This window comes from Stenotrophomonas lacuserhaii (genome assembly GCF_039674585.1).
In the GTDB taxonomy this organism is placed as follows: domain Bacteria; phylum Pseudomonadota; class Gammaproteobacteria; order Xanthomonadales; family Xanthomonadaceae; genus Stenotrophomonas; species Stenotrophomonas pennii_A.
The window spans coordinates 69100-94421 of record NZ_JBDJNU010000006.1; the positions used below are offsets into that span (position 1 = coordinate 69100).

22 protein-coding genes are annotated in these 25322 nt (G+C 68.0%); 8 read left to right on the top strand and 14 right to left on the bottom strand.

The genetic code is table 11. The annotated features are described in order from the left end of the window. Window positions 1-2 precede the first annotated feature (2 nt). The 6 genes from ABE522_RS04085 to ABE522_RS04110 all read left to right on the top strand — a co-directional run bounded on the left by ABE522_RS04085 (window position 3) and on the right by ABE522_RS04110 (window position 7148). Complete coding sequence (locus tag ABE522_RS04085) at window positions 3-2000, top strand: HWE histidine kinase domain-containing protein (RefSeq protein ID WP_346590612.1); 1998 nt, start codon at window positions 3-5, stop codon at window positions 1998-2000. 473 nt (window positions 2001-2473) lie between these two features. Beyond that, window positions 2474-3166, top strand: coding sequence for a YjjG family noncanonical pyrimidine nucleotidase (locus tag ABE522_RS04090; RefSeq protein ID WP_346590613.1), 693 nt, complete (start codon window positions 2474-2476; stop codon window positions 3164-3166). A gap of 141 nt (window positions 3167-3307) precedes the next feature. Then, window positions 3308-3727 (top strand): host attachment family protein, encoded by a 420-nt coding sequence (locus ABE522_RS04095; RefSeq protein WP_346590614.1) that lies wholly within the window; start codon window positions 3308-3310, stop codon window positions 3725-3727. Window positions 3728-3730: 3 nt separating this feature from the next. After that, entirely contained in the window at window positions 3731-4054 is a 324-nt protein-coding gene (locus ABE522_RS04100) for a thioredoxin family protein (RefSeq protein ID WP_346590615.1), read from the top strand. Window positions 4055-4131: 77 nt separating this feature from the next. Continuing rightward, the gene (locus tag ABE522_RS04105) at window positions 4132-6486 is read left to right on the top strand and encodes a GH92 family glycosyl hydrolase (RefSeq protein ID WP_346590616.1); all 2355 of its coding nucleotides are present in this window, start codon (window positions 4132-4134) and stop codon (window positions 6484-6486) included. A 74-nt stretch (window positions 6487-6560) separates the two neighbouring features. Then, window positions 6561-7148 (top strand): hypothetical protein, encoded by a 588-nt coding sequence (locus ABE522_RS04110; RefSeq protein WP_346590617.1) that lies wholly within the window; start codon window positions 6561-6563, stop codon window positions 7146-7148. A 180-nt stretch (window positions 7149-7328) separates the two neighbouring features. Here the strand turns inward: ABE522_RS04110 and ABE522_RS04115 are convergent, their stop codons facing one another. The 11 genes from ABE522_RS04115 to ABE522_RS04165 form a co-directional block, all read right to left on the bottom strand. Then, window positions 7329-7934: a nucleotidyltransferase family protein gene (locus ABE522_RS04115; protein WP_346590618.1), complete on the bottom strand. Its 606-nt coding sequence runs from the start codon at window positions 7932-7934 to the stop codon at window positions 7329-7331. Further along, window positions 7931-8932 (bottom strand): XdhC family protein, encoded by a 1002-nt coding sequence (locus ABE522_RS04120; RefSeq protein WP_346590619.1) that lies wholly within the window; start codon window positions 8930-8932, stop codon window positions 7931-7933. The genes ABE522_RS04115 and ABE522_RS04120 overlap by 4 nt, the downstream gene beginning before the upstream one ends. After that, window positions 8929-11127 carry an aldehyde oxidoreductase molybdenum-binding subunit PaoC gene (gene paoC, locus ABE522_RS04125; protein WP_346590620.1) on the bottom strand — a complete coding sequence of 733 codons (2199 nt, stop codon included), beginning with the start codon at window positions 11125-11127 and terminating at the stop codon, window positions 8929-8931. The genes ABE522_RS04120 and paoC overlap by 4 nt, the downstream gene beginning before the upstream one ends. 3 nt (window positions 11128-11130) lie before the next feature. After that, a complete protein-coding gene (locus tag ABE522_RS04130) occupies window positions 11131-12081 on the bottom strand; it encodes an FAD binding domain-containing protein (protein ID WP_346590621.1) in 951 nt (316 codons plus the stop codon). Beyond that, on the bottom strand, window positions 12078-12809 hold the full coding sequence (paoA, locus tag ABE522_RS04135; RefSeq protein ID WP_406846299.1) for an aldehyde dehydrogenase iron-sulfur subunit PaoA: 732 nt from the start codon (window positions 12807-12809) through the stop codon (window positions 12078-12080). The genes ABE522_RS04130 and paoA overlap by 4 nt, the downstream gene beginning before the upstream one ends. Before the next feature lie 67 nt (window positions 12810-12876). Continuing rightward, window positions 12877-13515: a M23 family metallopeptidase gene (locus ABE522_RS04140; RefSeq protein WP_406846300.1), complete on the bottom strand. Its 639-nt coding sequence runs from the start codon at window positions 13513-13515 to the stop codon at window positions 12877-12879. A gap of 71 nt (window positions 13516-13586) precedes the next feature. Beyond that, entirely contained in the window at window positions 13587-15986 is a 2400-nt protein-coding gene (locus ABE522_RS04145; RefSeq protein WP_346590624.1) for a PAS domain-containing protein, read from the bottom strand. Further along, complete coding sequence (locus ABE522_RS04150) at window positions 15979-16452, bottom strand: response regulator (RefSeq protein WP_101100981.1); 474 nt, start codon at window positions 16450-16452, stop codon at window positions 15979-15981. The genes ABE522_RS04145 and ABE522_RS04150 overlap by 8 nt, the downstream gene beginning before the upstream one ends. Further along, the gene (locus tag ABE522_RS04155) at window positions 16449-18680 is read right to left on the bottom strand and encodes an ATP-binding protein (protein WP_346590625.1); all 2232 of its coding nucleotides are present in this window, start codon (window positions 18678-18680) and stop codon (window positions 16449-16451) included. The genes ABE522_RS04150 and ABE522_RS04155 overlap by 4 nt, the downstream gene beginning before the upstream one ends. Then, window positions 18677-19264 carry a biliverdin-producing heme oxygenase gene (locus ABE522_RS04160; RefSeq protein ID WP_346590626.1) on the bottom strand — a complete coding sequence of 196 codons (588 nt, stop codon included), beginning with the start codon at window positions 19262-19264 and terminating at the stop codon, window positions 18677-18679. Before ABE522_RS04160 ends, ABE522_RS04155 begins: the two co-directional genes overlap by 4 nt. A 144-nt stretch (window positions 19265-19408) precedes the next feature. Continuing rightward, window positions 19409-19834 (bottom strand): YqaA family protein, encoded by a 426-nt coding sequence (locus ABE522_RS04165; protein ID WP_346590627.1) that lies wholly within the window; start codon window positions 19832-19834, stop codon window positions 19409-19411. A gap of 90 nt (window positions 19835-19924) precedes the next feature. Between ABE522_RS04165 and xth the strand changes: the two genes are divergently transcribed. Beyond that, complete coding sequence (gene xth, locus ABE522_RS04170; protein ID WP_346590628.1) at window positions 19925-20737, top strand: exodeoxyribonuclease III; 813 nt, start codon at window positions 19925-19927, stop codon at window positions 20735-20737. Here xth and ABE522_RS04175 read toward each other — a convergent pair. Continuing rightward, window positions 20706-22163 (bottom strand): UdgX family uracil-DNA binding protein, encoded by a 1458-nt coding sequence (locus tag ABE522_RS04175; RefSeq protein ID WP_346590673.1) that lies wholly within the window; start codon window positions 22161-22163, stop codon window positions 20706-20708. The genes xth and ABE522_RS04175 overlap by 32 nt on opposite strands. Window position 22164: 1 nt before the next feature. Further along, window positions 22165-23445, bottom strand: a complete 1281-nt coding sequence (locus tag ABE522_RS04180) for a putative DNA modification/repair radical SAM protein (protein ID WP_346590629.1) — start codon at window positions 23443-23445, stop codon at window positions 22165-22167. Window positions 23446-23631: 186 nt separating this feature from the next. Here ABE522_RS04180 and ABE522_RS04185 point away from each other — a divergent pair, with 186 nt between their 5' ends. Next, a complete protein-coding gene (locus tag ABE522_RS04185; RefSeq protein ID WP_346590630.1) occupies window positions 23632-24708 on the top strand; it encodes a Ca2+-dependent phosphoinositide-specific phospholipase C in 1077 nt (358 codons plus the stop codon). Between the two features lie 12 nt (window positions 24709-24720). Here the strand turns inward: ABE522_RS04185 and ABE522_RS04190 are convergent, their stop codons facing one another. Then, complete coding sequence (locus tag ABE522_RS04190; RefSeq protein ID WP_042612938.1) at window positions 24721-25131, bottom strand: DUF350 domain-containing protein; 411 nt, start codon at window positions 25129-25131, stop codon at window positions 24721-24723. Window positions 25132-25322: the final 191 nt, after the last annotated feature.

Genomic DNA, 25322 nt, shown 5'->3' on the forward strand with positions numbered 1-25322 from the left:
CCATGGCCAGCCATCTTGATCCGCGCCTCGCGCCGCAGCCCGGCCGCCCGGTCGATCATGCCGGCGTGATGGCCACAGGCGCCCGCGGCGGGATGCGCGAGCGCATCCAGGGCCACGACTGGGCTGCGTCCCCGCTGGGGAGCATGGATGACTGGCCGCCGCACCTGCGCGCCTGCGTGGACCTGATGGCTGCGCACGGCTTTCCGATGATCGTGCTGTGGGGCCCCGACCTGCTGCAGATCTACAACGACGGGTATGCCGAAATCATGGCGGACAAGCACCCCGGCGGGCTTGGCCAGCCGACCGCGGAATGCTGGCCGGAAGTCTGGCACATCAATGAACCGCTGTACGAACAGGTGTGGCAGGGCGAGACCCTGACATTTTCCGACAAATGCTATCCGCTGCGCCGGCACGGCCGGTTGCAGGATGTGTGGTTCACCATCACCTACAGCCCGATGCGCGACTGCGATGGCTCCATCGGGGGCGTGCTGGTGACCATGTTCGACACCACCGCCGAGCACGTGGCGCGGGTGGAGCGCGAGCGCACCGAACGTGAGCTGCGCCGCACGAACGCGTCACTGCAGGCCAACGAGGAACGGTTCCGCCAGTTCGCCGCCGCGTCGTCCGATGCGCTGTGGATCCGCGATGCCGGCAGCCTGGACACCGAGCTGCTGAGTACCGCCTTCGACGCGGTCTACGGGCTGCCCGCCGGGCAGGCGTCAGGCGCGCTGCGCTGCTGGGCGGCGCGGGTGGTGCCCGATGACCGGCAGGCCGCCATCGACGCGGTAACCGGTGTGCGCGATGGCCTGCCGCGCATCCACGAGTTCCGCGTGCAGCGCGAGGACGACAGCCAGTTCCGCTGGGTGCGCGACACCGTGTTTCCCCTGTTCGACCAGCACGGACGGGTGACCCGGATCGCGGGAATCGCCCGCGATGTCACCGACGAACGACGCTGGGCGGAACACCAGTCGGTGCTGGTGGCCGAACTGCAGCACCGGGTCCGCAACATCATGGCCACCATCGGCTCGATCACCCTGCGTACCCGCGAATCGGCCACCAGCGTGGACGACTATGCGCAGCGGCTGTCAGGCCGGGTGATGTCGCTGGCGCGAACACAGACGCTGCTGACCCGCGCCGGCAACGTCGGCATCGATCTGTGGGGCCTGCTCAACGACGAGCTGTCTTCTTCCTCCTGCGGCGCGCAGCGGGTTGTGCTGCAGGGACCGACCGTGATGGTGCCGCCGAAGGCTGCCGAGGTGATGTCGCTGGCCGTCCACGAACTGGCCACCAATGCGCTCCGCCATGGTGCCCTGCGCGATCCGGACGGCAGGCTGGAGGTCAGCTGGGCGGTGCGCGAGGACCCGCAGCAGCAGCGTTGGGTCGACCTGCACTGGGTCGAAACCCATGGCGCGCGGCCTGGGTGGGAGCCCCCGGCCCGCCGCGGCTTCGGCACCTCGCTGATCGAAGACCGGATTCCGTATGAGCTGGAAGGCGAGGGCCATCTGCAGGTGGCTGCCGAGGGTACCGAAGCACGCATTTCCTTCCCGCTGCGGCATCGTGACAGCATCCTGCAGACCGATGCGCCGCAGGGTACGGCCATTGCCGGCGGTTCGGTCGACCTCGGCGATGCCGGGCTGCTGGCCGGCCATCGCGTCCTGGTGGTGGAGGACGATTTCTATCTCGCCCATGACACCGCCACTGCGCTGCGCAGCGCAGGCGCCGTGGTGCAGGGACCGTGCTCGACCCTGCAGGCCGCGCTGCAACGGCTGGATGGCGGCGGGGTGGATGCGGCGGTGATCGACATCAACCTCGGCCAGGGTGCCGAGACCGGAGTCGTCGCTGCCCTGCAACGGGCTGGGCTCCCGTTCGTGGTGGTCACCGGCTATGACGAAGGGGCTGCCTCGCTCGACGCAGGTCGCTTCGTGCGGCTGCAGAAGCCGGCTACACCGGCAGGGATCGCCCGCGCGCTCGCGCGCCTGGTGCACGCCGGGACGGCCTGATTCCCTGATGCGCGAAATCTTGAAGCGCTGCATCGCCTGCCTTGCTCAAATACCCCTGCGCCGCCGCCACGGGGCGTTCCCGGAACGCAGTCGTTGGTAACGGGGTATGGCTGTATGAAGCAAAGAGGAGGCGTTGCGGACGCGGGTTCGAGTCCCGCCAGCTCCACCACCTGGGTATTGGGGGGCCAATTCCCAGCTGAAGGGGCTGTATTGGTTTCGACGTGGCGAGCATTCGGCGTGGACAGCCCGGGAGGCGACCGACGTCATCGGCGCAACAACCATAATCGCCAATAACGACGATTATCATCAGGTGCTCAAAGCCGCCTGATCCACGCAAGCGCACGTGGTCACCCAACGCGCGACACCCTGCCGGCAACGGCGGGGTGTTTTCATTGGCCAGCGGGCGGCGGTACTGGGCCGGGGGCAGACGCCAATGCTAGCCTTCAGCCCCTCCCTGCAACACTGCCCCGCCCATGGATCACCGGCTTTTCCTGTTCGACCTGGACGACACGCTGCTGGATTTCCGCGCATCCGAGCGGCTCTCCTTCGCCCGTACGCTGTCCAGCCTCGGTGTCGAAGCGGCGGTGGAACCGCTGTATGCCACCTACCAGCAGTGCAACCGTGTGCTGTGGGAGGCGCTGGAGCAGGGAAGGGTGGACAAGGGTTTCCTCAGGGTCGAGCGCTTCCGGCGCCTGTTCGCCGCGCATGCCATCGACGCCGATCCGGCGCGCGCCGGCCATGTCTATCTGGAGTGGTTGCCGCAGACGGTGGTGCTGGTGGACGGTGCACGTGCCGCCTGCGAAGCACTGGCGGCGCACGGCGAGATCGGCATCATCACCAACGGCATCGAGCAGGTGCAGAGCCGGCGCATCGCGGTATCCGGGCTGGCCGACCTGATCAGCTTCGTGGCGACGTCCGAAGCCTGTGGCCACGCCAAGCCGGACGTGCGTTTCTTCGCTTACGCCACCGCCATGGCCCGTGCTTTCCAACCGCAGCGCACGATCATCATCGGTGACCGGCTGGAAGCGGACATCCTGGGTGCCAACCGCTTCGGGATCGACAGCTGCTGGTTCAATCCGGGCGCTGTCGCGCTCACCGGCGAGGCCCTGCCGACCTGGCAGGTTGAAACGCTCAGTGACCTGCCCACGGTGCTTGGGCTGGCCTGAACGCCTCGGCCCGGCGCGGCGCGGCGCAGGGCCGGCTTCTGCGCAAGGATGCACGGCACGCACACGCCGGCATTGCAGGACGCTTACATCGCAGGCTCTACGGTGGGGATTCATGCCGCAGCGAACTACAAAGGAAACCCCATGACCGAGCACACTCCCATCCCCGAAGGCGCCCTGATCGTTGTCGCCGACGGCGGCTCGGCCCGCGTTTTCACCAACGTCGGCAGCAGGACCGAGCTCAAGCTCAAGCAGCAGGACGAACTGGTGCTGCGCGATGTCAGCGAGGCCGGCGTATCGGGCCAGGGGCCTTCCGGTGCGGTGCCCAAGGACATGAGCATCGCCCAGCTCAACGAGGCGACGTTTGCCAAGCAGTTGGCCGAGCAGTTGAACGATGATGCGCTGAACAACCGCTACGCCCACCTGGTGCTGGTGGCCGACCCGCAGACGCTTGGCCGGATCCGTCCGCAGTTGCACAAAGAGGTGCAATCGCGGCTGGTGCGCGACCTGGCCAAGGATTTCACCAATGCCCCGCTGGAAGACATCCAGCGCGCACTGGGGTGAACCATGGCAACGCCTGCAGGAACGCCGCAACCGGAGCCACTGCGATCGGCTGTCGATGCCAGCGAAGGCTGGCTGCTGCTCGAATTCGGTGCAACGTGGTGCGGTCACTGCCAGGCCGCCAAGCCGGTGGTGCAGGCGTTCGTGCAGGGTCATGCGCTGGACCACCTGTGGGTGGAGGACGGCAAGGGGCGCCCCTTGGGGCGCTCGTTTGCGGTAAAGCTGTGGCCAACGCTGATCCTGCTGCGTGACGGACAGGAGCTGGCACGGGTGGTCCGTCCGCTGCGGGAACAGGACCTTGCGCCGCTGCAGAATGCGATGGCTGTCTAGCAACAACGCAATGCAGCATGAACGGCGCGCGCGCCGATGCTAGGATCGAGTTCCCTGAATCGATCTAAATGCCGCCCATGCCAAACCGTGCGAAGCGTCGATGGATACTTCTTGCTGCCGCCATGCTGCTGGGCCCAACGGCAACCGCGGCCGGCGCGGCCAGCGTGGGTGAGCGCGCCTTCGCTGCCGTCGATCCGTTCATCGGCACGGCGGGCGAGGGGCATACCTATCCCGGTGCCACCGTCCCGTTCGGCATGGTGCAGCTGAGCCCGGACACCCGCATCCAGCCACGCGAAAAGGCCTATGACTGGGCCGCCGGTTACCGCCACGACGACACCAGCATCGTGGGCTTCTCGCACACCCATTTTTCCGGCTCCGGCCATTCCGACCTCGGCGACGTGCTGTTGATGCCCTACACCGGCGAGCCCGGGCTGCAACGCGGCGATCCGGACAAGCCGCGTAGCGGTTATGCGTCGCGCTTCAGCCACAAGGACGAGCGAGCGGAGCCGGGCTATTACGCAGTGAACCTGGACGACTACCGCGTACGCGCCGAGCTGACCGCGAGCGAGCGGGTCGGCGTGCACCGTTACCGCTTCCCGGCAGGGGAGCAGGCCAAGGTGCTGCTGGACCTGCGCACCAGCCTGTACGACTACCCCGGCAAGATCCTGTGGTCGCGCCTGCGCGTGCATGAGGACGGCACGGTAACCGGCTTCCGCGAAACCAGGGGCTGGGCACCGGGGCGGCAGTTGTACTTCGCGATGCGTTTCTCGCGTCCGGCCACCGGCCATGCGCTGCACAACACCGAAACCGACATCGCCTACAAGGGCTTCCCGCCGCCTGGGCACGGCTCGCCGCTGCAGCGGGCACAGGTGGAAGGCCGCCAGCTGGTGGCGACCTTTGATTTCGGCAAGCTCGACGGTCCGCTGGTGGCGAAGGTGGCCATTTCCTCGGTGAGCGAGGCAGGTGCCATCGCCAACCTGGATGCCGAGGTGCCGGCCTTCGACTTCGACCGCGTACGCGCCGATGCGAAGAAGAAGTGGATGGAAGCGCTTGCGGTGGTGGACATCGAAGCGCCGTTGCCGGACCGCCGCAGCGCTTACACCGCGCTGTACCACTCGCTGCTCGGGCCGACCCTGTCGATGGACGTGGATGGGCAGTACCGTGGTCCGGACAATGCGGTGCACCGTGCCGAAGGGTTCCGCCACCATTCCACGTTCTCGCTGTGGGATACCTACCGCGCGCTGCATCCGCTGCTGACCCTGGTGCAGCCGGAGCAGCGCAACAGTGACTTCATCAATTCCCTGCTTGCCCACCAGGCGCACAGCCCCTACGGCATGCTGCCGGTGTGGTCGTTCCATGGCCAGGAAACCTGGTGCATGATCGGCTACCACGCCGTGCCGGTGATCGCCGATGCCTACCTGAAGGGCATCCGCGGCTTCGATGCCGACAAGGCGCTGCAGGCGATGGTCGCCACCGCCAATTACGGTCCCTACGACGGCATCGCGCAGTATCGCGAGCTGGGCTGGGTGCCGATCGACGAGGAAGGCGAGGCCGCCAGCAAGACGCTGGAATATGCCTTCGACGACTGGACCATCGCGCGCATGGCCCAGGCGATGGGTCGCACCGAGGTCGCTGCCGAGTTCGGCAAGCGCGCGGGCAACTGGCGGCATGCGTTCGACAAGGAAACCGGCTTCATGCGCGCGCGCAAGCGCGACGGTAGTTTCCGGACCCCGTTCGATCCGTCGGCCAGCGGCTATGGCACTGATTACACCGAAGGCAACGCCTGGCAGTATTCCTGGTACGTGCCGCAGGACGTGCAGGGCATGGCCGATGCACACGGCGGCAGCGATGCGCTGTTGAAGCGGCTGGACCAGGTGTTCGAGGCCAAGGTCGACCCGGCCGTGTTCGAGCACATGGAAGACATCACCGGGCTGATCGGCTGGTATGCGCACGGCAACGAGCCCAGCCACCACGTAGCCTACCTGTACGCCCATGCCGGCCAGCCGTGGCGCACCCAGGCCCGCCTGAAGCAGATCATGGACACCCAGTACGCCGATCGCCCCGACGGCCTGGCAGGCAATGACGACCTCGGCCAGATGTCGGCGTGGTATCTGTTCACCGCGCTGGGGTTCTATCCGGTGGCACCGGGCAGTGGCGAGTACATCATCGGCCGGCCGTTCCTGCCCAAGGCGACCTTGAACCTGCCCAATGGCAAAGTCTTCACCATCATCGCCGAAGGGCTGACCGCAGGCCATGGCTACATCGGCTCGGCCACGCTCAACGGCAAGCCGCTGCAGCGTGCGTTCCTGCGCCACGACGAGATCATCGCCGGGGGCGAGCTGCGATTCGTGATGCAGGCCGAACCGAATACCGCATGGCCCGGACCGGACGCCGAACGGCCGTATTCGATGTCCCGCGCGTTGCAGCAGTAACCGGCGCACCTGCCCATGGCGGCGCGTCCTGCTTGCCGCCATGATCGGTGGACCCGGAACCCGCAGGTGGCACGATGTCGAAGATCTTTTCGCTGATGATGCTGGGCGTGGGCCTGACGCACGCAGAGGGCGCCTTCGCCACCGCGTCGAAGGTTCCTACCGATTCCGAGGCGCGCACTGCGATACGTGCGGTGCTGCAGAGGATTCCCGGCGATGATATCCAGCATGATTACCGCCCATTGCAGGTCCGCGTAGCGGACCTCGATGGCGACGGTGTCGCCGAGATCATCCACGTCTACAGTTCCACCTATACCGGCGGAACGTTTGAACAATCCAACGAGTTGGTGGTGATGACCGCGCTCTCCGGAGGTGATCGCCGTGGTCAGGTGCCGCATCCCGGTGCGAACGCCATCGATGACAGCGACATGGCGGCTATACGCGCGGCCGGTTATGCCACCGATGCCGAAGAGCATGTGCCTGGCCGACTGGACGCGCTGCAGGTGGTCGATGGAAAGATCATCGTGCGTTTCACCGCTGCGGCGGGCTCCACGTTCTGCTTCGAGAAGGACCGGGCGCGTGCAAAGCTCGAAGGCTGTCCGACGCCGGGTCCGCATGTGTGGCGGTTTGATTGGCGGCCAGGGCAGTTGCAACGCATCCAGTGACCGATAGCGCTGCGTAGATGCCGGAACCAGTCAGAGGGTCGGGGGGGGGGGGGGGGGGGGGGGGGGGGGGGGCTGGGGGGGCGCCCCCCCGGCGGGCCGGGGGGGGCTTTTGCCCCCCCCCCCCCCCCCCCCCCCCCCCCCGGCCCAGGCCGGCATCCAGGACGACTGGTGGTTTCGGGATCAGGTATCCAGCAGCCCCAGCGAACGCGCATGCGCCAAATCCTGCGGGGTGTCGATATCAAGCTCCAGCCCGCCTGCCGGCAACAGCACCAACGCATCGTCGGTGAGCGCGCGCAGGCGGGCACGGAAGCCCGCATTCGATGCGCGTTGCGGCAACGCGTCGAACCAGTGACCGGGCACCACCGCCGGCACCCCGGCCAGCCCCTGCAGGCGGGTAGCGGCGCAGCCGGAGCATGACCGGCGTGCCCCATCCAGCAGGCGCTGCAGGTGCGCGGTCGAAAGCGCCGGCTGGTCCGACATCAGCACCAGCACCTGGGCATGGCCGGCCACGTGCGATGCAGCCGCCTGCAGGCTGCTGGCCATGCCGCTGGCGGCGTTTTCGTTGATGACCGTCTCGTGCGGCAGGTCCTGGAGTGCGGCCTGGTACGCAGACGGATCGCTGCCCAGGACAACGATGAAGACCTCCGGGCCGGTCTCCAGCGCGATGCGTGCCGCCCGGTGCAACAGGGTTTCGCCGTCGCGGCGCAGCAGCTGTTTGGGCTGGCCCAGCCGTGTGCTGCTGCCGGCGGCGAGCAGCACCACCGCATGCCCGACGAGCTCACTCACGCGGGCGCCAAGACATCATGGCGCCACGATTGCAGCTGGGCGGCAATGCTCAACGCAATCGCGTCGGGGCCGCGCCCCCCCAGGTCCAGCCCCACCGGCGCATGCAGGCGTGGCTGCAACGCGTGCCGGGCGGCATCGGGCAGCAACGAGAACAGGTCATCGCGGCGCCGGGTCGGGCCCAGCAGGCCGATGAACGGCACGGGGCAGGGCGCCAGCGCCTCCAGCGCCTGCAGGTCAAGTTCAAAATTGTGATGCATCACGAGCACGACATCGGGCACGACGGAGGCCGTGGCCAGCGCGGTCGCGGCAGCCAGTGCCTCCACCTCGACCGGGCTGCGCGCGCGCCACGTTGCGCGCGGGTCCGCTACCCGCACCTGCCAGCCCAGGCCCTGCAGCGTTGGCCACAGCGCCGCCACCTCGGGACCGGCGCCGAGCAGCAGGGCGCGCGGTGGCGGCATCCAGCGCAGCGACCACAGCCCCTGCGGCGCATCGAAACCACAGCGATCGGAGGGAAGGCGCTGCTCCACCGCGAACCCTGCACAGCCGATCCGCACGCCGCCGCCGGCGTCCGCGTCCAGCCGCAACGGACCTTCGCCGCGCAACCATCCCTGCAGCACCGCGGCGCATCCCGTCAGCGCGGACAACGGCAACAGCAGCAGGCGCTGGCAGCCGCGGCAGCCGACCGCGTTGCCGGAGAACAGCGCGGAATCGTCGCGGGTGTCGATCTCCATCCAGCCGATGCGTCCGCTCGTGGCGCACTCCTGTGCCACGCGTTCGATCTCCGGCTCCAGGCAGCCGCCGCTGAGCCAACCGATGTGCGTGTGTTCGCCGAACAGCACCAGGGTGCCGGCCCGCGCGTAGGTCGAGCCTTCGGTCTCCAGCACCACCGCCAGCGTCACCGGCTGGCCAGCGGTGCAGGCAGCGGCCGCGGCCTCCACCACCCGGGCCATCCCGGCGTCGGGCACGTCCACTACCGGGATGGCAGGCAGCCGGGTCATGCGATGTCCGGCAGTTCACCGAGCAGCTTGTCCAGCGTGATTGGGTAGCTGCGCACGCGCACGCCGGTCGCGTTGTAGATCGCGTTGGCCACCGCCGCGCTGACGCCGCACAGGCCCAGCTCACCCACGCCCTTGGCCTTCATCGGCGAAGAGATCGCATCGGCTTCGTCCAGGAACACGACCTCCTGGTGCGGGACATCGGCATGCACCGGCACTTCATAGCCGGCAAGATCGTGGTTGACGAAGAAGCCCAGGCGGGTATCGACGGCCAGCTCTTCGGACAGCGCCGCGCCGATGCCCATCGTCATCGCACCGATCACCTGGCTGCGGGCGGTCTTCGGATTGAGGATGCGGCCGGCGGCGCACACGGCGAGCATGCGGCGGATGCGGCTTTCGCCGGTGGCCACGTCCACGCCGACTTCCACGAAATGTGCAGCGAAGGTGGACTGCTGGTACTTCTCTTCCAGGCTGGCGAACTCGATGCTGTCTTCGACCACCAGGTCACCATCGGCGGCGGCCTTGCCCAGCGCCGCCGAGCGGCTGCCATCGCGGACCTTGCCGTCGGCGAAAGTGGCGCTGTCCGCGTCGTAGCCGAGCTTGCCGGCAATGGCCGCGCGCAGTTTGGTGCAGGCCGCGAACACGCCGGCGGTGGCACTGTTGGCGCCCCACTGGCCTCCCGAACCGGCCGAGGCCGGGAAGCTGGAATCTCCCAGCTTCACCGTGACCTGGTCCAGGCTGACGCCGAGCATTTCCGCCGCGGTCTGGCCGAGGATGGTGTAGCTGCCGGTACCGATGTCGGTCATGTCGGTTTCCACGGTGACATGGCCCTTGTCGTCCAGCCGCACCCGCGCGCCGGACTTCATTACCAGGTTGTTGCGGAAGCCGGCGGCCACGCCCATGCCGACCAGCCAGCGGCCATCGCGGCGCTGGGCCGGCGCGGCGGAGCGCTTGTCCCAGCCGAAGCGCTGCGCGCCCTCCTGCAGGCACTGCACCAGCTGCCGCTGCGAGAACGGCCTTTCGGGGTTGGACGGGTCGACCTGGGTATCGTTGCGGATCCGGAATTCGACCGGGTCCAGCTTCAGCTTCTCGGCCATTTCGTCCATGGCGATTTCCAGCGCCATCAGCCCCGGTGCCTCGCCCGGTGCGCGCATGGCGTTGCCTTCCGGCAGGTCCATCGTGTGCAGGCGCAGGCCGGCCAGTCGATTGGCGCCGGCATACAGCAGCTTGGTCTGCTGTACCGCCTCCTCCGGCGAACCGCCGGCAAGGTTGCCCGACCACGATTCATGTCCGATCGCGGTGAGCGTGCCTTCGGCGGTGGCACCCAGCCGGATGCGCTGCACGGTGGCAGGCCGGTGGGTGGTGTTGTTGGCGATCAGCGGCCGCTGCAGCGCCAGCTTGACCGGACGCTTGGCCGCACGCGCGCCCAAAGCGGCCAGTACCACGTCGGAACGGATGAACAACTTGCCGCCGAAGCCACCGCCGATGAACGGCGACACCAGCCGTACCTTGTCCTCCGGCAGGCCGAGCGTGGTGGCCAGGTCTTTCTTTCCCCAGGCGATCATCTGGTTGGAGGTCCACACGGTCAGCTGGTCACCCTCCCAGGCCGCCAGCGAGGCGTGCGGTTCCATCATCGCGTGCGACTGGTCAGGCGTGTGGTACGTGGCGTCCAGCGTGACCGGTGCATCGCCGTAGGCTTTCTCGAAATTGCCCACGCGTGCATCGGGGTCGGTGTCCTGCAGCGTGTTTCCGGCCTTTTTCGCAGCGTCAAGGTCGAACACTCCCTTGCTCGGGGCATAGCGGATCCGTACCAGGTCCGCGGCGGCGCGCGCCTGTTCGAAGGTTTCGGCCACCACCAGTGCCAGTGCCTGGTGGTAGTGGTCGACCTGCGGGCCACCCAGCAACGGGGCGGTATTGCGGTCGCCCTTGTGCAGGGGGCCGGCGTTGTCGGCGGTGACGATGGCCAGCACGCCCGGCGAGGCACGTGCGGCGTCGAGGTCCATGCGGGTGATGCGGCCCTTGGCGATGCCGGCGCCGACCACGTAGCCATAGGCCGGCGATGCGGCGACGTCGTGCCACTCATACGCATAACGGGCGTGTCCGGTGGTCTTCTGCGGGCCGTCGATGCGATCCAGCGGCTTGCCGACCACCTTCATCTGGTCGATCGGATTGGTGCCTGCGGGGGTATCGAATTTCATGGATCAGCTCCTCGCCTGCAGCAGGACCGAGGCCAGCGTGCGTTCGGCAAGCTGTACCTTGAACTGGTTTCCGGGACTGGGCGTGGCGCCCTGCAGCAGGTTGCCGACCACCGCACGCGCGCCCTGCGGCAACAGCGCGTCGGCGGCGTCGCTGCGCCATGGCCTGTAGGCCACGCCCCCCAGTGCCACGCGGCCGCTGCCGTCGGCCTGCAGCACGGCGGCGACCGACACCAGCGCGAACGCGTAGGACGCGCGGTCGCGTACCTTGCGGTAGATGTGGGTACCGCCCAGCGGAGCAGGCAGGAGGGCCGCGGTGATCAGCTCACCCTTCTCCAGCACCGTCTCGATGTGCGGGGTCTTTCCCGGTGCGCGGTAGAAATCAGCCAGTGCGATGCGTCGGGTGCTGCCGTCGGCGCGCACGGTCTCCACCGTTGCATCCAGGAGCATCATCGCCACGGCCATGTCGCTGGGATGGGTGGCAATGCAAGAGGGGCTGGTGCCGATCACCGCCAACTGCCGGCTGACGCCGCCGATGGCCGCGCAGCCACTGCCGGGCAGGCGCTTGTTGCAGGGCTGGGCGGTATCGTAGAAATAGGGGCAGCGGGTGCGCTGCAGCAGGTTGCCGGCGGTGGTTGCCTTGTTACGCAACTGTCCGGACGCGCCTGCGACCAGCGCACGGGTCAGCAGGGCATAGTCGCGGCGGATCCGGCTGTCGGCGGCCAGGTCGGTGTTGCGCACCAGTGCGCCGATGCGCACGCCGCCGTCCTCGGTGGCCTCGATGGTATCCAGCTTGAGCCCATTGACGTCGATCAGATGGCTGGGGATCTCGATCTCCAGCTTCATCAGGTCCAGCAGGTTGGTGCCGCCGGCGATGAAGCGGGCACCCTGGGTGCGGGCGGCGGCCGCGGCGGCTTCGGCAGGGGTGCGCGCGCGTTCGTAGGTGAAGGCTCTCATGCGCGCTGGCCTCCGACGTCTTCGATGGCTTCGATGATGTTGGAGTACGCGCCGCAGCGACACAGGTTGCCACTCATGCGCTCGCGTATTTCCTCAGCGCTTGCCTCGCTGCGTGCGGTGAGGTCGGCGGTGACATGGCTGGGGATTCCATCCTTGATTTCCTTCAGTACCGCAACGGCCGAGCAGATCTGCCCCGGCGTGCAATAGCCGCACTGGTAGCCATCATGTTTGACGAAGGCGGCCTGCATCGGGTGCAGGTCATCGGGTGATCCCAGGCCCTCGATGGTGGTGATCTCGGCACCTTCGTGCATCACCGCCAGGCTCAGGCAGGCGTTGATGCGGCGGCCGTCGACGATCACCGTGCAGGCGCCGCACTGGCCGTGGTCGCAGCCTTTCTTGGTGCCGGTCAGCTGCAGGTGCTCGCGCAGCGCGTCCAGCAGGGTGACCCGCGTATCCAGCTTCAGTGCGCGCGCCTTGCCGTTGACCTTGAAAGCCACCTCGGCGGTGACCGGCGCGCGCGCGGAGGCGCCGATTCCAGGCACGTCAGCCATGGCGGCAGGGGCGACCAGCACCGATGCCGAGCCCGCGCCGAGCTTCAGCAGGGTGCGCCGGCTGAGCGCGAATTCGGGAAGGGTATTCATGCAAGGCGGATCCTCTATGGCGGGTGCAGGCATGGCTGAGGGGATCGCGGCGCTCCGATCCAGGCAGAGCGCCGAGGACTCCAGCATGGCCGCAGCGAAGTAGTCAGGGGGTGAACCGACGCCCGGGGGGAGAAAGGAGCAGAGGCGCGCGGCGTCAGTGAGCCGGCGCTGGCGGCGGGCGCGCTGCCCAGGCCTTCAGCAGGGGCAGCGGATCGTAGGCGCCCTGCGCGCCGTAGATGCCCCAGTGCAGGTGCGGCGGCGTGCCTTTCGCATTGCCGGTGTCCCCGACGTAACCCAGCAGCGTGCCCGCATCGACCACCTCGCCGCGCGCCAGCCCGTCCCGCCAGCCATCCAGGTGGGCGTAGTAATAGCGTTCCCGCGCGGGCCCCTGGATCCACACCTGGCGCCCGCCCAGGCCGCCCTCGCGCACGTCCATCACGATGCCGCGGGTGGCGCTGCGCACGGCGGTGCCGCGTGCGGCGAAGATGTCCACGCCGGCATGGGTGCGGTCGGCGCCGCGCGGGGCACCGAAGGTGTCGGCCACCTGGCGTGCGCGGACGCCTTCGACCGGGACCGGCAGCGCGGTGGGCGCGGGCATCCGCGAGATCTCCCACATCGCGCGCGGCACAGCGGCCCAGCGGCTGTTCCAGAGCGCACCGCCGGCCACGATCAGCACGGCGATCCAGACTACGCGCAACAACCAGCGGCGAAGGTTTCGCGCGGGCGAAGGCCCTGCAGGTGCGGCGGCGGGATCAGTCAAGAGGCAGCCCGGTCGTGGAGGACGGTCCAGCATGCCAGCGGCGGCATCAACGGTGCGTGGCCGCCGACGGGCTGATCGGACCTGCCGCGCCCCGGGCGGGCCGGTCAGTCGGCGCGTTCTTCGTCCAGGGTGCCACGCACCGCTCGTGCCAGGTCGATGCGGGTGAACGGCTTGGGCAGGATCGCGATGTTGCGGCCGAGCTGGTTGTTGGACTGGTGGTCGCGCGGATAGCCCGAGGTGAACAGGATGCTCAGCGCGGGCTTGCGCTGGCGCGACTGGCGGGCGAGCTCCCAGCCGGTCATGCCGGGCATCACGATATCCGAAAACAGCAGGTCCACGTCCACGTCGGGACGATCCAGAAGCCGCAGCGCCGACGGCCCGTCATGCGCCTCCAGGACGCGGTAGCCGAACTGTCGCAGCGCTTCGACGGTGTAGGCACGCACGTCGTCGTTGTCTTCGGCCACCAGGATGATTTCATCCTGTGCCTCGTACTCGGCGTAGCCATTGTCCTCGGCCAGCCGCGGGCCCGGCAGCGGCAGGCTGGAACGCGGGAACAGCATGGTGATCACCGTGCCGCTGCCGGGCGCGGAATCCAGCTGCACGTGGCCACCGGACTGCTTGACGAAGCCATACACCATCGACAGGCCGAGACCGGTTCCACGACCGACTTCCTTGGTGGTGAAGAACGGTTCGAATACCCGGGCCATGGTGTCCGCGTCCATGCCATGCCCATCATCGCGCACCCGCAGCACCGCGTACTGCCCGGGCGGGACGTCCGGATTCTGCTCGGCGAACTCCTCATCCAGCACGCCGGTGCCGGTCTCCAGCACCAGCGTACCGCCGTCCGGCATCGCATCACGTGCGTTCACCGCCAGGTTGAGGATGGAAGCTTCCAGCTGGCCCGGATCGACCTCCACGCACCACACATCCGGCGCGGTCGCGATCTCCAGCCTGACCAGTTCACCGAGCGCGCGCTGCAGCATGTCCTGCATGCCCTGCACCTGCTCGTTGAGGTTGACCGCCTGGTTCAGCAGCGGCTGGCGGCGTGCGAAGGCCAGCAGGCGCTGGGTGAGGCTGGCCGCGCGCATCACCCCCTTCAGTGCGTTGTCCAGCGGGCGCGAAACGGGGCCTGCCTGCTCGCCGAGGCGATCGGTGAGCAGCTTGGCATGCTCCACGTTGCCCGCGATGACGGTCAGGATGTTGTTGAAATCGTGGGCGATGCCACCGGTCAGCTGGCCAACCGCCTCGATCTTCTGGCTCTGCCGCAACGCCTCTTCGGCCTGCCGGCGTGCAGTGGTTTCCACCGCTTCGGAGACCACGGCGGTGACCGTCCGGTGGTGATCGAACAGCGGGCGGAAGGAAAACTCGAACGAGCGGGTGCCGGTGGGCAGCTGCAGTTCCAGTTCCTGCCGGGATTCGTTGCCGACGGCAGCGGCCTGCACCGCGCCGTGCACGGCGGTGGCCGCATCCGGGCTGCCCGAAAACCAGGCCGAGTCCCAGAACAGGCCGCCACTGACGTCGCTCTTTTCTGCCAGGATCGCCGCCAGCGAGGCCCGGTTGGCATCCAGCACGCGGCCCTCCGGACTGATCAGCACCTGCAGCTGGAAGCTGGATTCAAACACGGCCTGCAGCCGGCTTTCGCTCTGGCGCAGGTCGGCGGTGCGCTGCTCGACCTGCTGTTCAAGCGATTCGTTGGCATCACGCAGCAACAGCTCGGCCTGCTTGAGGTCGCTGATGTCGCGGGCCAGGGTGTAGTAGCCGGCCACCTGGCCATCGGCGGCGATCTCCGGCACGCCGTCGAGCAGCACATGGCGAGCACTCCCGTCGGCACGCGGGACCTCCAGCTCGAAGCTGACCCGTTGACCCTGCAGCACCTGCTGCAGGTGGGGCAGGGCGGCGTCGAACATGCCCGGGCCGGCCACTTCACTGATCTGCAGGCCGATCATCTCCGCTGGCGGCCGTCCATGCCAGGCCTGGTAGGCATTGTTGGCAAACCGGTAACGATGGTCCGGGCCCAGGTGGGCGATCAGCGCGGGCATCGAATCGGTGATCAGCTGCAGGCGGTCACGGCTCTGTTTCAGTTCCACCTCGGCCCGGCGCAGCTTCTCCCTGGCCTCGGCTTCGCGGATCGCGCGCAGGATGGCATCGGGCAGGCGCTGCAGGCGCTGCTTGACCACGTAGTCGCGCGCGCCGCGGGTCAGCGCCTGCACCGCGAGTTCTTCGGTCAGGGTGCCGGAGACGAAGATGAAAGGCAGCTGCGGTACCCGCTCGCTGGCCAGGGTCAACGCAGTGTCGCCGTCGAAGCCGGGCAGGACGTGGTCGGCAAGGATCACGTCGTGGCGATCACCATCGAGTTCGGCGAGGAACGCCTCCCGCGTCCACACGCGCTGGATCACGAACGCCATGCGCGCGCGCGCCAGCTGCGCTTGGATCAGTTCCGCGTCGAGCGCACTGTCCTCGAGCATGAGGATGCGGATCGGCGCATCCCCTCGGGTTTCAGTCATTCGTGCGGCCTTGGCCTGGCGGGCGGATGGGATGCGGCGGCGGATTGTTGGTGATGCCCCAGAACATGCCCAGACCCTGGATGGCGTCGAAGAACTCCTTGAAGTCCACCGGCTTGACGACGAACGCATTGACGCCCAGCTCGTAGCTGCGCACCAGGTCCTGCTCTTCGCGCGAGGACGTCAGCATCACGATCGGGGTGCGGCTGAGGTGGCGGTCACCGCGCACCTCGGCCAGCACTTCCAGGCCGTTCAACTTGGGCAGTTTCAGGTCCAGCAGCACGACCACGGGACCCCCATGGTTGAGGTCCTTCCAGGCGCCTTCGCCGCGCAGGTACTGCAGTGCCTCGACCCCGTCGCGCACGTGTGTGACCTGGTTGAGCAACTGGCAGCGCGCCAGCGCATCGAGGGTCAGCTCGGCGTCTTTCGGGTTGTCTTCCACGAGCAGGATCGGTCGCAGGTCCCTCATGCAGTACCTCGTTGGGAATACGGTAAGGTGAAATGGAACGTGGCGCCGACGCCCGGCTCGCCTTCGGCCCAGGTGCGGCCGCCGTGCCGGCTGACGATGCGGTGGACATTGGCCAGCCCGATGCCGGTGCCTTCGAACTCGTCGGCGTGGTGCAGTCGCTGGAATACCCCGAACAGCTTGTCGACATAGCGCATGTCGAAGCCGCAGCCATTGTCGCGGACATGGAAGACGTGCTCGCTGCCGTTGTCTTCGTGGCCGATTTCGATGGTCGGCTCGGCGCTGTCACGGGTGAACTTGATCGCATTGCCCAGCAGGTTCTGCCATACCAGCCGCAGCATGCTGGAATCGGCCTCGACCCGCGGCAACGCTGCGATGGACCAGGTGATGCTGCGCCCGCCGGTTTCCATCACCAGGTTGCGCTGCACGTCTTCCACCAGCGTGGCGACATCCACGCTCACCAGGCCCATGCTGGAACGGCCCATCTGCGAGAAGCTGAGCAGGTCATCGACCAGCGTGCCGGCGGACTTGGCCGACTCCACGATCGTGGCCAGGAAGCGTTTTTCGGTGTCGGTCAGCTTGTCCGCCGCCGAACTTCCCAGCAGCTCGGAATAGCCGACGATGTGGCGGAACGGCGCGCGCAGGTCGTGGCTGACCGAATAGGAAAACGCCTCCAGCTCCTTGTTGCTGCGCAGCAGCTGTTCATTGAGTTCGGCCATTTCCTCGGCCTTGCGCAGCACGATGTCGACGATGGCCGTGCGCAGCTCGATCGCGGCGTCGCGGTCCACGTCCTGCCAGGGCGTGGACTGCTCGCGCACCGTTTCCTTCCACGCCTCGAAGGACAGCCGCGGCGAAAGCCTGCCGTCGACGACGGCCTTGCGGGGTTCGCCGCCCCAGCGCACCGTGCGCATGACTTCGGCGCGGAACCACAGCACGAAACTGTCGTGCAGCTGCGAGATTGAAATGGCCATGACGCCGCTGGCGAGGTCGGCGAAGGCCGCCGCTTCCGGCCAGATCGCGGGCAGGGCATCGGTGTGGAACACATCCTCCGCGGGGTGATGGCGGGTCAGCCAGTCCACCAGCGCATTGACGTCGGTCTGGCCCGGGGTCTGCCCCAGCAGCACGCATTGGCCGCGGTGGACGATCGCCGCGCCGGTGGCGCCGGTAAGGTCCAGCAGGCTTTTCTGGTCGCGGCCCAGCGCCGCCATGAAATCTTCGTCGCCGGCCATCCGCCCGAGCAGGCGGACCTGGATGGCACGCCGCGCGATGCGCTCCTCCACCGCCAACGCGCGTTCCTTCAAGGCGATCTGCAGCGAAAGGATCTGCCCGATGAACTCGCACGCGGTGCGCACGTGGTAGGGCACGCGGCGCGGCAGCTGGTTGTGGCAGGACACCAGCCCCCACAGACGGCCTTCTGCCAGCAGCGACACCGACAGCGAGGCGCCGGTTCCCATGTTGCGCATGTACTGCAGGTGCACGGGCGAGACACTGCGCAGGACCGCCAGGCTGAGGTCGGTGGGGGCGGCGCCGGCCAGGGCTGCACTGCGCAGCAGCGGCACCGCCCGGTAGTCGTTGTCGGCGATCAGCCGCACGCGGTTGCGGCGATACAGCTCTCGTGCCTGCGCCGGGATATCCGATTCGGGGAAACGCAGGTCCATGTAGGACGGCAGCCGGTCGTTGCGATCTTCGGCCACCACCGCGCCGTTCCAGTCCTTGTCGAACTGGTAGATCAGCGTGCGGTCGAAACCGGCCAGGCCGCGCACGTGGCGCGCACCGATCTCGCACAGCGAAGCGATGTCCGGCGCCGTCTCGACCTCGCCCATGAAGCGGCGGATGTGGGGATAGAGATCTTCCAGCGAGCCGGGTTCGCCGTCGACCGGCTCTTCAAGTTCGATGATGAAATGGGTTTCGCTGCGGTGCGCCAGCGCATGGTGGCGACCGGACCGCCCGAGCTGGACCGAGCCGAGGAACACCGTGGATTCCGGTGCCAGCAGGTCAAGGTGCCGTCGATAGGGCACCAGCGCGCCGCCGAGCACCCGGTCCAGGTGCTGGTCCAGCGGATCGCCGAAGTCCTCCAGCACGTGGGACTGGCCTACGGCACGTTCCTGCACCCGCATCGACAGCGGGTCCACCACCAGCAACAGGCCGTACGGCTGGATGGCCCCGGGCGTATGGATCGGTTCACGCGCGCAGCTGGATAGATCCAGGTCGACATCAGGGGCGTCGTTCATGGGAACTCCTCGGTAACGAACCTGCCCACGGCGGCGAAGGCAGCGCGTGCGCCGTCCTCCACGTGCCGTTCGTCCGCCGCGGGCAGCACGATGGCATTCAATGCAGTGGTGAAGCGGCGCCAATGGGACGCAACGCCCCCGGCAGGAGGAGCAAGATGGCGTGCGCCGAAGGCCCGGTCCACGCCCAGCGGGGCAGCAAGCCTGTAGATCACCGCACCGCCCAACGCGGATCCCTCGGCCACGTACAGCCAGCCCAGCGCGGCGGGCAGGGGCAGGGTGGCGGGCAGCACCGGGACCGGCGCAGGCAGGGGCGACTGCAGGTCGGACAGGTCGCGGCTGATCCCTTCCAGCCGGCGCCGGGCAGGCAGGTCGGGCAGCAGCGGCTGCAATGCCGGTGCGGCGTAGAGGCTGTCCACGTGCTGGTGCAGGCGGTGCTGCACGCGCAGGAAGGCGGCGAAGCGTTCGCGGCTTTCGAAGATGCGTTGGGCCATGATGCGCTGGTCCAGCCGCTCGTGCGTTTCATGGGTGGCGCGTTTCAGGCGCTCGGCACGGGTAGGCGGCAGGGCCGGGGCAGGTACTGGCATCGACGACGACGGGCAGGATGCACGATGGGAAGGACGCGCAGAATATCAGACCGCTCGACGGCCTCGTGTCAACGGAATTTCATCCGTTCCGGTGATGCACCAACGGCCCGCTGCGCTCGCCGACCATGGGTCGGCGCTACCGGTCTACATCAGCCCCAGGGTGACCAACGCGAGCACGATGTAGCGCATGCCCTTGGCGATGAACACCAGCGGCAGGAACACCCGCAGCGGCTCGCGCATCACGCCGGCCGCCAGGGTGATCGGGTCGCCGATCACCGGAGCCCACGACAGCAGCAGCGACCAGCGCCCAGAACGTCGATACCAGGCCTGCGCGCGTTCCAGCCGTGCTGGCGATACCGGGAACCAGCGACGCCCCTGGAACCGTTGCACCTGCAGGCCGAGCCACCAGTTGACCAGCGATCCCAGCACGTTGCCGGCGGTCGCCACCGCGACCAGCAGGACCGGATCGCCGCCGTCCAGCAGCAGGGCCACCAGCACCGCCTCGGACTGGGCGGGCAGCAGGGTGGCGGCGATGAGGGCGGCGAGGAACAGGCCGGACAGGGAAAGCATGCTCCATTCTACGGCGGCGGTGTCGTCGCGCGGCTTTCAGCCCGCCCGCGCCATCCTGTGCCGGTCCATCCGCAGCAACCGAGGTGCCGCATGCCCCGTTCGCGCACGCTGACGATCGCGACCTTCAACGTCAACGGCATCAACAGCCGTCTGCCGCACCTGCTGGCGTGGCTGGAGCAGGAACAGCCGGATATCGTCGCCCTGCAGGAACTGAAGGCGATCGACAGTGCGTTCCCGATCGCCGCCATCGAGGGCGCAGGCTACGGGGCGATATGGCAGGGCCAGGCGTCGTGGAACGGCGTGGCCCTGCTGGCCCGCGGCAGCGTTCCGGTGGAGAGTCGCCGCGGTCTGCCCGGCGCACCCGCGGATACCCAGGCGCGATATATCGAGGCGGCGGCGCACGGCATCGTGGTGGCCGCGCTTTACCTGCCCAACGGTAATCCGCAGCCGGGGCCGAAATATGATTACAAGCTGGCGTGGATGCAGCGGCTCGCGCGGCATGCCCGCAGCCTGGTGAAGCTGGAGCATCCCGTTGCGATGCTCGGTGATTTCAATGTCATTCCCACCGACGAGGATGTGTACGACGCCGCCGCGTGGAAGAAGGATGCGCTGATCCAGCCGGCGGTGCGCGAGGCCTACCAGAAGCTCCTGGCGCAGGGCTGGACCGATGCACTGCGGTCCTGTTCCGGTGAGCAGCGGGTATATACCTTCTGGGACTATTTCCGCCAGCACGCGCAACGCGACCGCGGCCTGCGCATCGACCACCTGCTGCTGAATCCGGTGCTGGCGCAGGGTGTGGTCGAGGCCGGCGTCGACCGTTGGGTGCGCCTGCAGGAAAAGGCCAGTGACCATGCGCCCACCTGGGCCAGGATCAAACTGCCGGCGGTCCGCCGAGCTTCCTGATATCGGCCAGCAGCAGTGCATGGGCAGCCTCGCGCGCTGCGCCCTCGCCCTGGCGCAGTACCCAGGATGGATGCACGGTGACCAGCGCGGGGGTGCCGTCATGCAGAGTGTGCCACTGGCCACGCCCCTCGCTGAAACGGAACGCCGCGCCGAGCAGCGCCGAGGCGGCCGTAGCGCCCAGGCACACCACGGTATCCGGACGAACCTGTTCGATCTCACCTGCCAGCCAGGAACGGCAGGCCTGCACGTGCTCGCGGTCGGGGCGCTGGTGCACGCGGACTTTGCTGCGGCGCTGGAAGCGGAAATGCTTGACCGCGTTGGTCAGGTACAGCGTGGTCCGATCAATGCCGGCTTCGGCGAGCACGCGGTCCAGCAACTGGCCGGCCGGGCCAACGAACGGTCGGCCGCTGAGGTCTTCGCGGTCTCCGGGCTGCTCACCGATCAGCATCACCCGCGCATCGGCCGGTCCTTCGCCGAACACGGTCTGGGTGGCCGGTTCCCACAGCGCGCAGCGCCGGCAGGCGGCGGCGCGGTGCCGCTGCGCGGTGAGTGAATCCGGTTCGGTTTCAGCGGCGCGTGCGGCGGCTGCCGACGGCAGCAACGGTGCCTCGGGAATCCGGCGCTGCGGCGCCAACGCTTGGCGCGCATGCATTTCCTCCACGCGCGTACCGGCATCGCGCACCAGCTGCGGCAGCAACGTGGCTTCGGGCAGGTGCTTCCAGTATTTCACCGGCATCTCCTGGCGCATCATCCGCTCATTCAACCGCGCCGGGTTGAAGATGCTGGCGTAGTAGGTGCGCCACAGCTCCTCGCGTGAGTCATCGGCGGGGGCGTCGCTGCGCTGAGCGCCGGGGCCGGCGCTCAGTTGGCTGCCATCCCAGTACGCACTGCGCGAGGGTGTCAGGATGGCCCAGCGCATGCCGGCGAAGCGGCGCGCGAAGAATGGCGCGACGCGGTCCACGATGTGATGGTCCGGCTCGAACCAGGCGATGAACGCATCGTCCTCGCCGGGCACCTCGCGGAACCGGACGAAGGCCTTCATCTTGTGCGAATCGCGGCGTACCGCCTGCGCCAGCGCATTGGCGCGCAGCACATCGGCATCGGCGGGGTTGGACAGCACCTCGCGTTGGCCGTGGGCTATCCGCCACAGCAAGCGGTACAGCAGCGGCAGGCGCTGCGGATCGCGGTGGCATAGCACGCTGGCCGCCAGTTCCAGGAAGGCCTTGGATACGCGTGGGACGGGTGCGCCGCTGTCGCCTGACGTCGCCGCGCCAGCAAGCGCAGGCGCAGCCAGCAGCGAGGTCTCGGTGCCCTCCAGCCAGTCGATCTGTTCGGGTGCCACGCTGGCAGCGAGCCCCTGGCGCGCTGCTGCCCGCCAGGCATCCAGTGACCACGGCGGATCGATGCGTGCCGACCAGCGCTGCATCTCAGCTGGCAAGGCTTTCGCCGAACAACGAGCCCTGCCGCGGCGGGGGCGCCAGGCTGGCACGCAGGCTGGCCGGATCATCCAGGCGACGGTGCGGATGGTGGTCCAGCAGCTGCACGAACGGCAGCAGCTTGCGCATCGGCGCGCGCAGCCGCGCTACGTCGGCCACCCGCAGGCGGCCATGGCGGCGCGCCATCAGCACGCGCTTGACGTTGCGTACGCCCAGTCCCGGCACCCGCAGGAGCAGTTCCTTCGGCGCCAGGTTGAGATCCACCGGGAACTGCTCCGGGTGGCGCAGCGCCCAGGCCATCTTCGGGTCGATGTCCAGGTCCAGCATGCCGTCCCGGGTAGTGTCGGTGATCTCTTCGATGCCATACCCATAGAAGCGCAGCAGCCAGTCGGCCTGGTACAGCCGGTGCTCGCGCTGCAGCGGCGGGGGCTGCAGCGGCAGGGCCTTGCTGGCGTCGGGAATCGGACTGAAGGCGGAATAGTAGACCCGACGCATGTGGTAATTGCCGTACAGCTGGTCGGAGGTGGTCAGGATGTCGCGGTCGCTGGCACCGTCGGCACCGACGATCATCTGCGTGCTCTGACCGGCAGGCGCGAACTTCGGCGCGCGCTTTTGTGCGCTGCGGTGCGGGGTGGTCACCACGGAAGGACGAGCGCGCTCCTCCCTGGATTCCTCGATGCGCCAGCGCAGCTCACCCATCGCGCCGCGGATGGTGGGCATGGTCTTCTCCGGCGCGAACGCGGCCAGGCCGGCTTCGGTCGGCAGCTCGACGTTGATCGACAGGCGGTCGGCGTACTTTCCCGCCGCCGCCAGCAGTTCCGGCGACGCCTCGGGGATGGTCTTTAGGTGGATGTAGCCGGCGTAGCGGTGTTCTTCGCGCAGTTGGCGCGCCACTTCCACCATGTGTTCCATGGTGTAGTCGGCGCTGCGGATGATGCCGCTGGACAGGAACAAGCCCTCGATGTAATTGCGCTTGTAGAAGTCCAGCGTCAGCGCGACGACTTCGGCCACGCGGAAGCGGGCGCGCGGCACGTTGCTCGATACGCGGTTCACGCAGTAAGCGCAGTCGTAGATGCAGAAGTTGGTGAGCAGGATCTTCAGCAGGGAGACGCAGCGGCCGTCGGGGGTATAGCTGTGGCAGATGCCGGACCCTTCGGTGCTGCCGATGCCACCGGACTTTTTCGAGTCGCGCTTGCCGGCCCCGCTGGAGGCGCACGAGGCATCGTACTTTGCCGCGTCGGCGAGGATTTCCAGTTTGCGCAGGGTTTCCATGGGGCCACGCTAGGGAGGGCGGGTCTCAGGCTGTGAGACGGACAGCAAGGGCAAGCTGAAGGCTTCAGTCGACGATCTGCGACGCTTCCAGCTCAATTAGCAGGAATACTAACAGGTGCCGGCTGTCATCTGTGTGTATGCGCCCGCCGGCAGACTGCGGGGCCCGCAGCTGACAGGTCATTCCACGTGGCATTCTCCCGCAGGCCCCGTTCCGCCTTGCTGTTGTTGCTGGCGTTGGCCGCCGACGCCTCCGCCGCGCCTCCGGTGCTGCGCATCAACGATGTGCTTGCCGTCGGCACCCACAACAGTTACAAGCTGCCGATGCCACAAGCGCGTCTGCAGGCGTTGGCAAGCCAACAGCCGGACATGGCACAGGCGCTGGACTATGCGCATCGTCCGTTGGCCGAGCAGCTGGAACATGGGGCGCGGCAGCTCGAACTGGACGTCAATTTCGATCCGCAGGGCGGCCATTACGCGGCCGGATCGGCCGACCCGGACCTGCAACGGCCGGGCTTCAAGGTGCTGCACATGCCCGGGCTGGACAATGCCAGCAGCTGCACCAGACTGCTGCAGTGCCTGCGGCAGCTGCGCGCATGGTCCGATGCGCATCCGCGGCACGCGCCGATCCTGCTGCTGTTCAACGCCAAGGATGACCAGAACGCCCGGCTGGGTGGCATCGATGCGCTGCGCTTCGATGCGGCGGCGTTCGACGCGCTGGATGCGGAAATCCGCTCGGTGCTCGGGCCGGAAAAACTGATCGTGCCCGATGACGTGCAGGCCGGCTACCCGACGCTGCGCGAGGCGGTGCTGGCGGGAAACTGGCCAGCGCTGGAGCAGGCGCGCGGCCGCTTCCTGTTCGCGCTGGACGAAGGTCCGGCGAAGGTGGCGCTGTATCGGGGCGATCGCCGTTCATTGCAGGGCAGGGTGTTCTTCGTCAACACCGATTCCGATTCACCGGCCGCTGCCTACATGACCCTCAACGACCCGATCGGCCAGGCGATACAGATCCGCCGCGCGGTGCAACAGGGTTTCATCGTGCGCACCCGTGCCGATGCGGAAACCCGCGAGGCGCGCACCGGGGATACCCGGCGGCGCGAGGCGGCACTGGGCAGCGGGGCGCAGTATGTATCGACGGATTATCTCTGGCCCGATCCGCGCTTCGACACGGGTTACCAGGTGCCGCTGCCGCAGGGAACAGCGGTGACCTGTAATCCGGTGCGCGCGGACCACTGCGGCACGATGGATCTTGAAGCCCTGCCTTGAACAGCAGCCGGTTCAGGGCACCATCGCGGCCGAGTTCACCAGGCCTACGGCAATCGCCACCCCTGCCGAGAACCAGCCGGCGCTTTCGTTGCCGGCGTCGATCTGGTCCGGCCCGCGACGGGTGATGATGGCGCGCGAGATACCGAAGGCCAGCATCTGCATCACCGCCGCGATGGCCGCCCAGATCGCGGCATCGACCAGCGACACCGAGTGGCTGATCACCGAATTGATCGGCAGCGCCAGGCCGACGAGGGCACCGGCCATGCCGATGCCCGCCGCCTTGTTGCCCTGCCGGATCAAGGTGATTTCCTTGTGCGGGGTGATCAGCGCGACCAACGTGATGGCCAGCAGCAGGATCAGCAGGCCGATCCCCATGAAGGCGGCGAAGGCGAGGAACGATTGACCGGTGATGACGTAGTTCATGGCAGTCCTTGGGGCATGTCGGGGCAGGAGCCCACGCTACCGCATCGTTGCAACGAATGCGCGCGATCGCGGACGCAGCGTGCGCAGGAAACCCGGTCCGCTGCCTGCCTTCCCATGACATCGCCTGCACGGGCCGCAGCAGACTCTTGCCCGTCCCAGGCCGCACTTCCGCGGCCTGCCCAGCGAGCAGA